13 protein-coding genes are annotated in these 14068 nt (G+C 26.0%); 5 read left to right on the forward strand and 8 right to left on the reverse strand.

Annotated elements, in window-relative coordinates; translation table 4 throughout:
• Positions 1 to 5: 5 nt before the first annotated feature.
• Positions 6 to 2912: a DNA polymerase III subunit alpha gene (dnaE, locus tag NV226_RS01380; RefSeq protein WP_258211114.1), complete on the reverse strand. Its 2907-nt coding sequence runs from the start codon at positions 2910 to 2912 to the stop codon at positions 6 to 8.
• Between the two features lie 108 nt (positions 2913 to 3020).
• On the opposite strand from dnaE, the gene NV226_RS01385 reads away from it, so the two are divergent.
• Together NV226_RS01385 and NV226_RS01390 are read left to right on the forward strand one after the other, a co-directional pair.
• The gene (locus NV226_RS01385; RefSeq protein WP_258211115.1) at positions 3021 to 3365 is read left to right on the forward strand and encodes a hypothetical protein; all 345 of its coding nucleotides are present in this window, start codon (positions 3021 to 3023) and stop codon (positions 3363 to 3365) included.
• A 73-nt stretch (positions 3366 to 3438) separates the two neighbouring features.
• Entirely contained in the window at positions 3439 to 4968 is a 1530-nt protein-coding gene (locus tag NV226_RS01390; protein ID WP_258211116.1) for an endonuclease/exonuclease/phosphatase family protein, read from the forward strand.
• A 76-nt stretch (positions 4969 to 5044) separates the two neighbouring features.
• On the opposite strand, the gene NV226_RS01395 is transcribed toward NV226_RS01390, so the two are convergent.
• From NV226_RS01395 to NV226_RS01420, 6 genes are read right to left on the reverse strand one after another with little or no spacing between them, the layout of a single operon-like run.
• Positions 5045 to 5467 (reverse strand): iron-sulfur cluster assembly scaffold protein, encoded by a 423-nt coding sequence (locus NV226_RS01395; RefSeq protein ID WP_258211117.1) that lies wholly within the window; start codon positions 5465 to 5467, stop codon positions 5045 to 5047.
• Complete coding sequence (locus tag NV226_RS01400) at positions 5454 to 6614, reverse strand: aminotransferase class V-fold PLP-dependent enzyme (protein WP_258211118.1); 1161 nt, start codon at positions 6612 to 6614, stop codon at positions 5454 to 5456. The genes NV226_RS01395 and NV226_RS01400 overlap by 14 nt, the downstream gene beginning before the upstream one ends.
• 1 nt (position 6615) lies before the next feature.
• Positions 6616 to 7338, reverse strand: a complete 723-nt coding sequence (locus NV226_RS01405) for a TlyA family RNA methyltransferase (protein WP_258211119.1) — start codon at positions 7336 to 7338, stop codon at positions 6616 to 6618.
• The gene (locus NV226_RS01410; RefSeq protein ID WP_258211120.1) at positions 7338 to 7832 is read right to left on the reverse strand and encodes a hypothetical protein; all 495 of its coding nucleotides are present in this window, start codon (positions 7830 to 7832) and stop codon (positions 7338 to 7340) included. Before NV226_RS01410 ends, NV226_RS01405 begins: the two co-directional genes overlap by 1 nt.
• Complete coding sequence (locus tag NV226_RS01415; RefSeq protein ID WP_258211121.1) at positions 7819 to 8259, reverse strand: transcription antitermination factor NusB; 441 nt, start codon at positions 8257 to 8259, stop codon at positions 7819 to 7821. The genes NV226_RS01410 and NV226_RS01415 overlap by 14 nt, the downstream gene beginning before the upstream one ends.
• A 57-nt stretch (positions 8260 to 8316) precedes the next feature.
• Positions 8317 to 9171, reverse strand: a complete 855-nt coding sequence (locus NV226_RS01420) for an ECF transporter S component (protein WP_258211122.1) — start codon at positions 9169 to 9171, stop codon at positions 8317 to 8319.
• Positions 9172 to 9509: 338 nt separating this feature from the next.
• Between NV226_RS01420 and NV226_RS01425 the strand changes: the two genes are divergently transcribed.
• The 3 genes from NV226_RS01425 to NV226_RS01435 are packed head-to-tail and all read left to right on the forward strand — an operon-like array spanning position 9510 to position 12498.
• Positions 9510 to 10901 (forward strand): RNA polymerase sigma factor, encoded by a 1392-nt coding sequence (locus NV226_RS01425; RefSeq protein ID WP_258211123.1) that lies wholly within the window; start codon positions 9510 to 9512, stop codon positions 10899 to 10901.
• A complete protein-coding gene (locus NV226_RS01430; RefSeq protein WP_258211124.1) occupies positions 10888 to 11655 on the forward strand; it encodes a Nif3-like dinuclear metal center hexameric protein in 768 nt (255 codons plus the stop codon). Before NV226_RS01425 ends, NV226_RS01430 begins: the two co-directional genes overlap by 14 nt.
• Before the next feature lie 15 nt (positions 11656 to 11670).
• Positions 11671 to 12498, forward strand: a complete 828-nt coding sequence (locus tag NV226_RS01435; protein ID WP_258211125.1) for a deoxyribonuclease IV — start codon at positions 11671 to 11673, stop codon at positions 12496 to 12498.
• 32 nt (positions 12499 to 12530) lie between these two features.
• Here the strand turns inward: NV226_RS01435 and metG are convergent, their stop codons facing one another.
• Complete coding sequence (gene metG, locus NV226_RS01440) at positions 12531 to 14066, reverse strand: methionine--tRNA ligase (protein WP_258211126.1); 1536 nt, start codon at positions 14064 to 14066, stop codon at positions 12531 to 12533.
• Positions 14067 to 14068 lie beyond the last annotated feature (2 nt).

Consider the following 14068-nt stretch of genomic DNA (forward strand, 5'->3'; position numbering starts at 1 on the left):
TTTTTTTATCCTGCAATTTCTCAGTTTTGGTCAATAATATAGTTATTGTCTTTTTTAGTGATATTAAAAAAAACAAACTTCCCTTGAGGTAAATTTTTAAATGAATTTCATTTTGAAGAAAAAATGAAAATTTTAACAGTTTTTGAGCTATCGCTTAGCACAATTTTTCCCATTTCTCTTTGATATTTATCATGAAATGGTTCAATTTTTTCAACCATTAAAGCTAATTTATGGGTTTGATTTTCTTCTAAATCTTCTAATTTAAAGCTAGTTTCTCAATTATTTTTAATTAAGTAATTATAAGGAAAACCTAAGTGTTTAATTTCTAAAGTTCTTTCATATTCTTTGTCTAATTTTAAAACTTCCATTTGTGGTGTTTTAAAATTTACATTTTCTGTTTTATTTAATTCGTTAAATTCCTCTAAATTGTTAAAAAAATCAACATAAGCACCAATCGATTCTTTATATGCCTTTTCCAAAGTTTTGATATTACCAAATGATTTTAAGGTATTAGATTCAATTAGTAATTTAATGTTTGCTTCTCCTAAATTAATAAATTTAGCACGAGCTGCAAAATTAGCAAAAGAAGTAAAAATTCCATTTTTGTTTCTTTCATCTACTAATTTTGTTACAGCAACTTTTCCAATTCCTTTAATCATATTCAAAGGTAAATATAATATATTATTTGCATAAGATGATTCCAAAGAAGAAAAATTAATATCTGGAGAAGCAATTTTAAAGCCTAAGCTTTTTGCTTCAATGAAATATTTTTCAATTGTGTCTTGATTACCTTGTGCGTTATTAATTAAAGACTCAAAAAATTGTCTTGGATAATGAGTTTTCAAATATGCCATTTTATAAGAAATTACTGCATAAGAGACAGCATGTGATTTATTAAAACCATATTCAGCAAATTTTTCAATTAAATCAAAAATAGATTTAACTGTCATTTCATCGTAGCCATTAATTCTTGCGCCTAGAAAAAATTTATCTTTAACAATGGCAATTTCGCTAAAATCTTTTTTAGAAATAGCTTTTCTTAAAATATCAGCTTCTGAAAAATCCATTCCACTGATTTGCTGGCATATTTGCATAATTTGTTCTTGATAAATAATTATTCCATGTGTTGGATCAACTATTTTATTGTATTCAGAAGAAATAAAAGGGATTTTTTCTTTACCATTTTTATAACTTATGTAGTTAGGTATCATCTTCATGGGTCCAGGTCTAAAAAGAGATATAATATCTGCAACATCTTCAAACTTATTTACTCTAACTTTCCTTAAAGTTGAAATCATTCCAGGTGATTCTAATTGAAAAATACCTATAGTTCTTCCGTTACTTAAAAGTGAATTTGTTTTTAGATCGTGTAAAGGTAAATCACTCATTTTAATTTTGATGGGATTATCTTTGTTAATTAATTGCAAAATATCATCGATCACTGTTAAATTTTTTAAACCTAGTAAGTCGATTTTTAATAATCCAAAATTTTCTAAATAATCCATTGAAAATTGAGTTTGTAATCTGTTATCTTCTAATTTCATCGTAGGAATAATATCATTAATTTTTTTTTCAGAAATTACAATTCCAGCAGCATGGGTTCCGTGTTGACGAGGTAAACCTTCAATAAAACTTGCAATTTCATATAGTTTTTGATATTCTGGTTTGGATTCAATTTTAGCTTTAAATTTTGGGATAGCTTCATATGATTCTTTCAAAGTGTTGATTGCAGGTAACATTTTTGAAATATCATTAATTTCTGCGATGTTAATATTTAAAGCTCGTCCAACATCACGAATTGCCATTTTTGCACCTAAAGTTTGAAAAGTTGTAATAGTAGCAACATTTTCAGGCCCATATCGTTCAATAATATATTGAATAATTTCATCACGTCTTGAATCCTGGATATCAATATCAATATCTGGTTTTGAAATTCTTTTAGGATTTAAAAATCTTTCGAATAATAAACCATATTTTAAAGGATTTACTTCTGTAATGTTTAGCAAGTATGATATTAAGGAACCTGCAGCAGAACCTCTGCCTGGTCCAATATAAATTTCTCGTTCTTTAGCTCACTTGATAAAGTCCCAAATAATTAAAAAATAATCTTCATAACCTAATTTTTCAATTATTTCTAATTCATATCTTACTCTTTGTTGAAAATCTGGATATTTTTTAAATTCATCCATATTTTTATTAATAGACTCTAATAAGATTCTTTTTAAATATTCCATTGAAGAAAGATTTAAATTATTTTTAAATTTAGGTAAAGCTGAATGATTATCAAATTTAATATCAAAATCAATTTTAGTTAGTAAATTATTAGTATTTTCAATAATTTTTGGATTAATTTCAGGTTCAAAATTTAACCCTTTATAATGTAATTTTTCATTTGAATTGCCACTAATTGAACGAATAATTGAAAGTTTATCATTGTCTGAATCTTCCACAATTACATGTTCATTGACCCAAATTGCATTTGCAATAGTTGGATTATTTTGCACTATATAATAATTTGGAATATTCAATTGTTTTTTGTTCATTGCAAAATATCCCAAACTAGGATGATCAATGGCAATTAAATGCTCAAAATCGATATTTTCTAAATTAACTTTTTCTTTACTCATTGCATGGTGCGAAAGCTTTGATAATTCTAAAAAACCTTGATAATTTTTAGCAATTAAAATTAAACGGAAGTTTTCAATGTCCAAATCAAGCCCAATAATTGGTTTGATATTATTTTTTTTGCATTCTTTCAAAAATATGGGAACACCAAACATACTATTATGGTCTGTAATTGCTAAATATTCTAAATTATTTTCTTTTGCATTTTCAATCAATTTATCAATAGTAATTGTTGATTCTAAGAAAGAATATTCAGTATTATTATGGAAATTTACAAGTTTTTTCATAGATTTATTATAGCACAGCAGATAGTTGTTTTTTGAGACTAATTACCGTTAAAATAATTTTTTTATTTTTTAAATTTATAGGAATAATTTAATATAATTTGTTTTATTATGGCATTAGGTGAAAAAATGTTTTATAAAACTTTTTTTATTAACTATGATTCTGCTTTTGCTAGTAATGTAAGCAATCTGTTTGTTCTGTTGTTTCTAGCAAAAAGGAATAAGAAAATTACCTACCCTGATGGTAATGTTCCCATTTTGAAGAAAAAAGATGAACAAATTAAAGATATTGATTTTTTTATGTGCAAAAAATTTATTAATTTTATTAGCTATTTAGTGCTGGAATTAATAAATTTTTTTTCCAAATTTTTCATAAAAAATATTTATAAAAAATTTGGAAAAACTAAAACTTTTTTAATCAAATTTTATAAATCTGTAGAACGATCCAGCTTTTAATAATAAAAAGAAAAAAAAGTAAACTCATAGAAATAAAATTAATTAATTACCATTTTTAATCCAAGGAGCACCAATGAAGAAAATATTTATTTATTCTTTACTTGCCATAACGCCTTTTGCTTTTATTGCCTGCGCTGCCGCTAATAACGGAGATAAAGCAGAAAATAAAACAAAAGATAACAATCAAGTAGTAACTTCACAAAAAAACACTGATACAGAACCAACTCCAGAACCAACTCCAGAACCAACTCCAGAACCAACTCCAGAACCAACTCCAGAACCAACTCCAGAACCAACTCCAGAACCAACTCCAGAACCAACTCCAGAACCAACTCCAGAACCAACTAAGCCAGCACCAGAAACAGTACCAGAAACAGCACAACCAGTAGCAGCAAGCGAAAAAAAAGAAACCAAAGAATCTTCAAAAAATGAAGAAAACGAAGAAATTTTAGTTTCTAGTTCTGAAATTCAAAGAGATAAAACGGAAAATAACCAAACTAAAACAGCAACATCAAGTCAAGAAAATTCACTTGAAGAAAAAACTCAAAATCAAGAAGTTGATGCAGAAAAAGAAAGCAAATCAACTGCAACCGCTGAAAATGTAAGTATTAAAATTGGTCATTGAAATGTTCTGAATCTTACAAATAATCCAAATAATAAAAATGCTCAAAAAAATAAATTGAGAGTGCAATCAATTGCTCAAATTATTCACAATGAAAATATTAACTTGATAGGTTTAACAGAAATTGCAGTACCCGGAGCAGTAGAAGATATTATTAAATCATTAAAAACATTAGATCCTGATGGAAATTGAAGTTTCTTTGTTTCACAAAAAGGGGATGGAATAGGTTCACAAAGCCAGCTTGAACATGTAGGAATTTTATATCAAGGAAAACTATTAGAACCAATTCCATTTCAGGGATATGAAACCAACGGTGCACTTTATATAAACACACCATGAAAAAATCCTTTTATTCCTGATACAGATACATACTATGTAAGACCTCCATATGGAGCAAAATTTAAAATTAAAGAAAATGGTGAAGATTTTACAGTAGTTTATGGACACTTTGATCCTCCCGGAGTACATAAGGGCAACAAGAATCCTCCTAAAAGTGGCAGACCTAGACCGAAGGAAGTAAATGTTACAAGTGAGTACCGAATTAGAGGAAAAAACATAGGATCACAAGAAATAGCAGAAGCATTAAAACTTAAAGAATTAATGGAATGATACGACCAAATTGATGGCGAAAATGAAGATTTGTTATTTTTAGGGGATACTAATATTCATTTAGGGAACGAACAAAGAGCTTTTGCCCCTCTTTTAAGTAGCGGTTATAAATCTTTATTACCAGAATCTAATGAAAATGCAACTACTTTAAAAACTGAAGGAAATGAATATGCTAGCCCCTATGATAAAATGTTTTATAAGGGAAAATTATCTGTTAAAAATTCAGGAAAATTAGACATTATTTCTAAATTTAAAGATCCTGAATATTTAAAACAGTTTAGAGAAAATAATCTTATCAAACACGCACGTGATATTTCAGATCACACAATGATTTGAACAATTTTGGAAACTAAAAATCAATTAGATAAATAAGTTCATTAAAATACCTGCAAATTTGCAGGTATTTTTAAATATTAAAAAATAGATAAAAACTAAATGTAGTTAAAAATTATATTTCTAATTTATCAAAAGCTTTTTTTACAAGTAAAGCACATTCTAAACGGTTTAAATGTGTTTTAACATTTTGAAAAATATTTAGCTGATTTATTTTTGCGCTTTGAGACATTTCTTGTTTTAAAACTTTTTCATAATCATGAGCAATTGTTTTAGCTTCTTCAATATTTTTTCCTGTGATTTCGTCAATAAATAAATCTACAGCAGCTAAAAATACAGCACAACCTTCACCTTTAAAAAAAACTTCTGTAAATTTTTGATTACTAATATGGAAAGCGATTTCCATATTATCAACACAGTAATCACTGTGAATTTTAATGTTTTCTCAGGTAGGTAATTCTTCTTTTTTGTAAATGGGATTACTGTAATGAGACATTATCAATTCTCTTTTGGTTTTTTCATCACTATAAGATGGCATCTAAAAATCCTCCACCTAATCCTTCTTTAATGGCTTTAATTAAAGTATCAATATCACTTTTATTATTATAAATAGCAAGCGATATTCTGACAAAAGAGCTTCTTTGTGTTATGTAAGGAATTAATTTTGAACAAAAAGTTCCTGCTCTTACATAAATATCTTTATGACCTAAATAAGAGGCAATATCTTGAGAATTAAATCCTTTAATATTAAATAAAGTTAAAAAATCACCTCGTTTTGAAGCTATTTCTACATTTTGAATTTTTGACAGTTGATCATAAAGATATTTAGCAATAGAACTTAATTTTTCTTGAACATAATCTAAACCTATTTCTGTAAAAAATTTAATAGCTGCATGAAATTGTCAAACTGCAGCTATGTTTATTGTTCCTGGTTCGAAAGCTTTCACACCTTCTTTGGCTGTTCATTGATTGCTATCAATAATTTCATTAACAGCTCCGCCACCAAATTTAGTTGGTTTTAATAGTTGTAATAATTCTTTTTTGATAGCTAAAACACCTAAACCTGTAGGCCCATATAATTTATTTGCACTAAAAGCAATAATATCTGAATTTTCAAAAGTAATTTTTTCATGAGCAACTGCCTGAGCAGCATCATTTATTAAAATTGCACCATTTTCCTGGACTTTTTGATAAATTGCATCCATATCAAAAAATTGATTAATGTTATTTGTTACTTGTGAAAGAGTAACAATTTTTGTTTTTGAATTAATATCTTCTAGGATGTTTTCTGAATATATAATTTTACTTTTCGTATTTTTAGCAACTTCAATTCAGGGAATAATATTTGATGAATGATTATAGCTTGAAATTAAAATTTCATCATCTTCTTTTAAAAATTGTTGTGACATTTGGGCAAATAAATTTAGTGATTCAGTTGTGCCAGAAGTAAAAATAATTTCTTCTGGATAACCATCAATTAAATCTGCAGTCATAGCACGAGTTTCTTCGATTTTTTGATTAACTTCAATTCCTAATCTTGAGTCTGCAGTTCTTGGGCTAATTGAATAATTTGTATAGAAATCATTTCCAGCTTCAATTACTGAGATCGGTTTTAAAACTAATGCAGAATTATCTAAATAAGTGATTTTTTCAGCCATTGGGAATAAATGTCTATAATCTTTCATCTTATTTCCTTTCGAAAAGCGCTAAATATTCAATATTTTTACTAATGTTACCTTTAATAGGCGATTCTATTAAATCAATAAAATCAAAATATTCACTTGCTTGTTTTTTTACCTTATTAATTAAAAAATTATGATGTTCTAGTTCAACAAAACCACCTGGAGAAACATATTTTTTTGAAGCTTCAAATTGAGGTTTTATTAAAACAATAACTTGACTTTTTGCTTCTAAAATTTCTTTGATAACTTTAAAAACTTCATTTAAACCAATGAAAGAGACATCACAAACAACTATTTCTATTTTATCTTCAAATAGTTCATTAGATATAGATTTTAAATTAGTTTTTTCCTGAACAACAACTCGTGGATTTATTCTTAAATTATAATCTAATTGATTAGTGCCAACATCTAGTGCATAAATTTTTTTGGCTCCATATCTAAGTGCAACTTGGGTAAAACCCCCTTTAGAAGCACCTATATCTAAAATAACTTTATTATTAAAATCTAATTTAAAAGCATCAATAGCTTTTAATAATTTATAAGCCCCGCGGGAAACTCATTCTTTTTGCTCTTTGATTATTATATTTGCATCTGGTAAAACTTTTTCATTTGGCATAAAAATGGTTTCATTATTTACCATAACTTTTCCAGCTCTAATAATTTTTTCTGCTTCAATTATTGAATAGCCCATACCATTAATTACCTGTTTTAAAGGTTGTTTTTTCATTAAATAACCCACTTTAAAATTTGTCTTAAATAAAAGTTATAGTCAGGATAAATTTCTTCTAATTGTCTTGCAAAAGCATGATAATAATTGCGTTTTTCTGTATTTTTTCGATGAACAATCTCTACATTCTTATTAATAAATATATTTTTTTGCCCTGTTTTTTTATCATAGTAAAATCTTGAGGTTTGATAAATATAAAAAAGAAAATTTGCTAAGTTTTTAGCATCAATTTTCTTTAATGGGTGATTTTTTTGCATTGCAAACAATTCTTGTAATGGTAATAAAAACATTTTAGAATTATTTTTATTTATTAGGTATGACTCTAATTCAGATATTTGTTTTACTTGAATTTCTAAATCAAATAAAATTATTAATTTGGTTAATACAAAACGTATTTGTCTATTTTTAAAAGTTAATTTATATTCATTATAAAGATTGTTTTTCTTTAGTTCTGTTTTAACTACCTTAATGAGAAATGTATTATTTTTTATCATGATATTTTTTACTTAATTCATCTAAAATTCAGTTAACAAATTTATATTCGTTTTCACCTTCTAAAGTATACTCTTTGACAATGGCAACAATTTCATTAATAATCAATGATTTATTGGTTACAAATAATTGCAGTGAACCTTCAATTAAAGATGCTCTAATAAGTGGACTAATTCTTTTTCAATTTCAACCTGGTTTTAATAATTTTTCAATATTTTTTCTAAAGAAGAAATAATGTTTTTTAATTAAAGAAATATCTTTTATTTCTAGTTCTGTTAATTGAAAATCTTCTCAAATATTTTCTAAATCAAAGTTATTTTCAATATTTTGTACTTCAAACATATAAATAATTGCAATTACTTTTTCCAGGGATGAACGTCTTTTACTAATTGAATTTTGTGAATATTTTTTGCTATCTTGTTCCTGCATATTAAAAATTAATTATAACATTTTAAATCTAAATAACTCTTTGGAGATTCTAAAAAGTTATTTTTTATATTTATGTTTTCTATAACTTGTATATTTCTTATTTAAATGAAAAATAGCTGGAAGAATTGTTGACAAAGCAATTGTATAAATCGGGATTATAATAATAGATTTTAAAATTGCTGGAATTAAATAATAAACATAATATGCTTGAACAGTTCTTTGCGAACCTCTAGTAATAAATCGGTTGTAGTAAACAATAAAAGCATATGGATTTCAAAGTCATCTAACTACAATCATTATTAAAACGATGATACTAAAAATATAAATAAGATTTAATAAATATTGTTTTTTGTATTTATTAAATAAAAGAAAATTAACTAATATAAAAATAAAAGAAAAAATAAAAAAACTTGTAGCAATTATATAAATAGTTCAAATAGAAATTTCTTCCCTTTTTTCTACTCTATTAACCAGACTTGGATTTGAAGCAAAAGGGATAAAAAAGCTGTAAAAAATTATTACTGTAATAAAAAGAGTGATATGTGGTAAAAAGATTTTAAATTTATGTTTTGAAAGATAAATTTTAAAAAATATCCAAGCAACCAGAGTAATGAATGGAGGAACAATTGCATATTCAATCATTCAAAAACCAATTCTTCCAAAAATCAGAAGCGAAAAAGTATCCGATATCAACGATAAAAATACACCTTTAAAAGGTCCTAAAACTATTCCAAATAATATGTAAAAACCAATTTCAAAACTTAAAGCTCATCTTCCGGTAATTGTTGTTTTAGAAATAAATTCAATAATTAAAAATAATGCTAAAAATATTCCTGCAATAGCAACGTCAAAAATTGAAAAACGCAAATGTTTTACAAGATAATTATTTCATTTTTGTTTAATTGTTATCATTATAAGTCCTCCTTTCAAATTATTATAGATTAAATAATTAAAAATAAAAAATATTTTAATTTAGAAAATTCTATTATTTAAGTAAATAAAATACAAGCAATTTAAAAATAATTTCTATTTCTAAATTGCTTGTATTTTTAAGTAATTTAATCATGATATAACTAAAAATATGGTAAAATTTGAAATCTATATTATTAATTTTTTTATTTATAAATTAATTTAAAAGTTGGATTTAAATTAGCTTCAAAAGTGATAAGATCAAAATTTTCTTTTACTATTAAAAAATAGCGTTAATTTAAATACAGTCTTAGAAGTTTTTTTAGAAAGGAACAAAATACATGTCTAAAGAAACAAAACAAAAAAAAATAATTGATAACCAAAAAGACACAAAAACAACTAAATCTAAAAAACCTAAAAAAGAAATTTCTTTAGAAGTTATTGATGCAACTTATCCTTCAAAATTTCATACGCTGATTGAAGTTTTAAAAAAAGAAATATCTAAAAAATCTAAAACTAAAGGATCAAAAGCTTTTTTAACACAAGAAGAAGTTTATAGTTTTATCAACAAGAAAAAATATTTTGTAGATGAAAGTGAAGCGGATGAACTTTTTATTGAATTATTAAATCAAAATATTATCTTAAATGCAGCAGATACAGGTGATGAAGATGAAGCTAGTTTAAAAGATTTAGAAGGCTTAGATGATGTGTTGGAAGATGATGAAGAACTAGATATCGATTCCTTTCATAATGATGAACTACAATTAAAAGATTATGACGATGATGATTCTTTAGGTTATGGTGAAATCAAAGAAAATAAACACCACAATGCACAGTTAAAAAATAAACTTACCGAAACTAATGATATCGTTAAATGATATATGCGTTGAATTGGTAAGTATGGAAAATTACTTACTCCAGAAGAAGAAAGACAACTTGCAATTCAAATGCAAGAGCCAGGACGTAAAGGTCGCAAAGCACGAGATACATTAATTAAAAGAAATTTACGACTTGTAATTAATAACGCTAAAAAATATAAAAATCGTGGTCTTCCTTTTATAGATTTAATTTCTGAAGGGAATGCAGGTATTTTGAAAGCTGTTTCAAAATATGAATATGATCGAGGTTTCAAATTTTCTACTTATGCAACTTGATGAATTCGCCAAGCTATCACAAGGGCTGTAGCTGATCAAGCTAGAACCATTCGTGTTCCTGTTCATATGGTTGAAACTATTAATAAAATTGTAAAAATCGAAAGAGAATTACAACAAGAATTAGGGCATGCACCCACTGATGAACAAATTGCTGAAAGATATTCGCCTGATTTCACTGTTGAAAAAGTACAACAAATTAGAAAAATAAATGTAGATCCCATTTCCCTTGACAAAACCATCGGTAAAGAACAAGATTCATCATTTTCAGATTTTATTAAAGATGAGGTAGTTATCTCACCTGTGGATTATGCAGCAAGTGAAGAATTATCAAAAATTCTAAATGATGTTTTGCAAAATCATTTAGAAGATCATGAAAGAATTTTAATCATGAAACGTTATGGAATTGGCGAGGATGAAAACGGAGTCCGTTATAGAGTACACTCTTTAGAAGAATTAGGACGTGAAAAAGGTGTCACAAAAGAAAGAATTCGTCAAATTGAAGCTAAAATTTTAAAAAAATTAAAACATCCACAAAAGAAAAGAAAATTGAAAGATTTTGTCCAAAATGAATATTATTAATTTTCTAAATAAGAAATATCCCCTAGAAAATGCTGAAAAGTGAGATCCAGTGGGATTTTCTTTTCATTTTCATGATAATTTTAAAAAAATTTTAGTTTGTTTAGATGTAACAGAAGATGTTTTAAAATTTGCACAAGATAATAAAGTTGACACCATCATTTCTCATCATCCCTTCCTCTTTTATGAAACCTTAAAAGAAGAATATGCAAAAGCCCCTTACAAGCGAAAAATGGTTAAAAAAATTAAAGAATCAAAAATAAATATTTTTGCTATTCATACTAATTTTGACTCTGCAAAAGATGGAACAGCAAAACAAATTATTAAAAACTTAAAAATAAAACCTGAAAAAATAATACAATTAGATAATTATAATTTAATGATTGAAACAAAAATAACCTTAGATAAATTGATATTAAAATTAGAAAAAAATAATTTAAAAAATTTGGCTTCAAACTTTGATTTAGAAAAAGATTTAAATCAAGAAATAAAAAAGATAGCAATTTTACCAGGAAGCGGGGGAATTGAAGCGGTTATTAATGCTAAAAAATTTAAAGCAAATTTAATTATTACTTCAGATTTAAAATGAAGCGATTGATTAGTTATAAAATCATTTAATAAAAAAGTAATTGTATTGGAAGTTGCTCACTTAATTGAAAGTGCCTTTATAAATAGAATTAGTGAAATATTAAAAAAACAAAATGACAAATTAGAAGTTTTTAATTTTTTTGAAAATGAAATAAAAATTAACTTTTAATAAAAAAGAGGGAAAATGATTAAATTGGGAAGTCATGTTTCTTTTAAAAAACCTGGATATTTACATGCTGCAATTACTGAATCGATTGCTAATGGTGCCAACTGTGCCATGATTTACATGGGAGCTCCACAAAGCACAATGCGCGCAAATGTGCAAAATTATCAATTATTTGAGTATTTAAGAGATTTTAAAGATATTATTAAACCCGAAGACATAATAGTTCATGCACCATATATTACAAATGCAGCAAGTGAAGAAAAATTTCAGTTTGCTAATAATTTTTTAATTCAAGAAATTGAAAGAATGAACTATATTGGAGCTAAATATTTAGTACTTCATCCGGGAGCTTATACTAAGTTTACTAAGCAAAGTGCTTTAAATCAACTGATTAAAAGTATTGATTATATTTTAGAAAATACTAAAGATGTAGAAATTATTTTAGAAACAATGGCTGGAAAAGGCACAGAAATCGGTACCACTTATGAAGATTTAATTTATGTTTTGGATAATGTTAAATCCAACAGAAAAGGTATTTGTTTAGATACTTGTCACGTTTGAGATGCAGGTTATAATTTGCACAATTATGATCAATTTATAGAAGATTTAAAAGATAAAAGAGTGTTAGAGTATTTAAAAGTAATTCACTTAAATGATTCAAAAAATGCTCTTTTTAGTAAAAAAGATCGTCACGAAAATATTGGTAAAGGATATATTGGAGTTGATATTTTAAAAAGGATTGTACATGATCCTTTATTTGATAATATACCTATAATTTTGGAAACACCATGGGTAGATAACAAACCTATTTATAAAGAAGAAATTAAATTACTTTTAGATAAATAAAAAAAGAATGAAAACGTTTTTTCATTCTTTTTTTATTTTATTCTTTGGAACAAAGCATCAGCTTTTTCTAAAATAACATTATCAAATTTTTCAAAATTCAAAATTTGATCTCAAGCTAAATTTATTTTTAGTTGCTGAACTACTTGCTGTGTTTTCTCATGTAAAATTGGTGATAACATTACACTAACTGCATAAATTCCGTTGATTAAAGTATTTAATACAACTTCTAATCGCTCTAAATTTTCTTTTAATTTTCAAGGTTGAGATAAATCAATATAATTATTCAATTCACTTGAAAGTGACATTGCAGTTGCAATAGCTTTATCAATTTCAAAGTCATCAAATCTAGCTTTGTATTCAGCACTTTTTTCTGTTATTTTTTCAAAGATATCTTTTTCTAGAACAGTAAATTTTTCAGGGAAATATTTTACAGGTTTACTAAATGATTGTTGAAACATTGCTACTGTTCTAGAAATTAAATTTCCATAATTATTTGCTAGTTTATTGTTATAAACTTCAACTAATTGTTTTTCATCAAAAATTCCATCATTTGAAAAATTAATTACTGCAACTAAATAGAATTTAATTATTTCAGGGTGAAACTTTTCTAATAGTTCAAGGGGATTGATAACATTGCCTTTTGATTTTGACATTTTTCCTTCAGGAGTAATTAATCAACCATGAGTAATAATTTTGGTAGGTAATTTAATATCTAAAGATTTTAGCATTGTAGGTCAATAAATACAGTGGAAACGGGCAATTTCTTTACCAACAATGTGCACAATTTCATCACCGTTAACTCAATATTTTTGATAATCTTGATCATTTTCAAGGCTGTAGTTTAAAGCTGTAAGATAGTTGAATAAAGCATCTAATCAAACATAAATAACATGTTTGGGATCTTGATCAATTTTGATTCCTCAATTAAAGGAAATTCTTGTAACTGATAATTGTTCCAAACCTTTATCAACGAAGTTTTTTGCAAGTTCATTAAGAATTTTTTTAGGAATAATAAAATCATTTTTAGGTTCAATTTCTTCTTTTCATCATTTTTCAAAAAGATCCATTTTAAAAAAATATGATTCTTCAGAAATTTCTTGTAATTCATGACCACTTAAAGGATGATAATATTTTCCATTCTCAAATTTAGCTTGCGTTTGAGTTAAAAATTCTTCATCATTAATTGAGTATAAACCTGTGTATTCACCTTTGTAGATATAGCCTTTTTCTAACATTTTGTTAAAGACATTTTTGACAATTTGTTTGTGTTTGGGGCTAGTTGTTCTAGAAAAATAATCATAATCAATTTTAGCTTTTTTTCAAAGTTGAACAAATTTTTCAACTTGCATATCAACATAATCTTGCTCTGACATTTTAAGTTCTGCAGCCTTTTTAGCAATTTTTTGTCCATGTTCATCTGATCCTGTTAAAAATTTAACATCATAACCCATCATTTTTTTATAGTTTTTAATTACTCAAGCAATTGTGGTTGTGTATAAATGTCCGATGTGTAAATCGCCTGATGGATAATAAATTGGTGTAGTAATGTAAAATGTTTTTTGTTTCATAT

It is taken from the genome of Mycoplasma iguanae (assembly GCF_024722375.1).
In the GTDB taxonomy this organism is placed as follows: Bacteria; Bacillota_I; Bacilli_A; order Mycoplasmatales; family Metamycoplasmataceae; genus Mycoplasma_M; species Mycoplasma_M iguanae.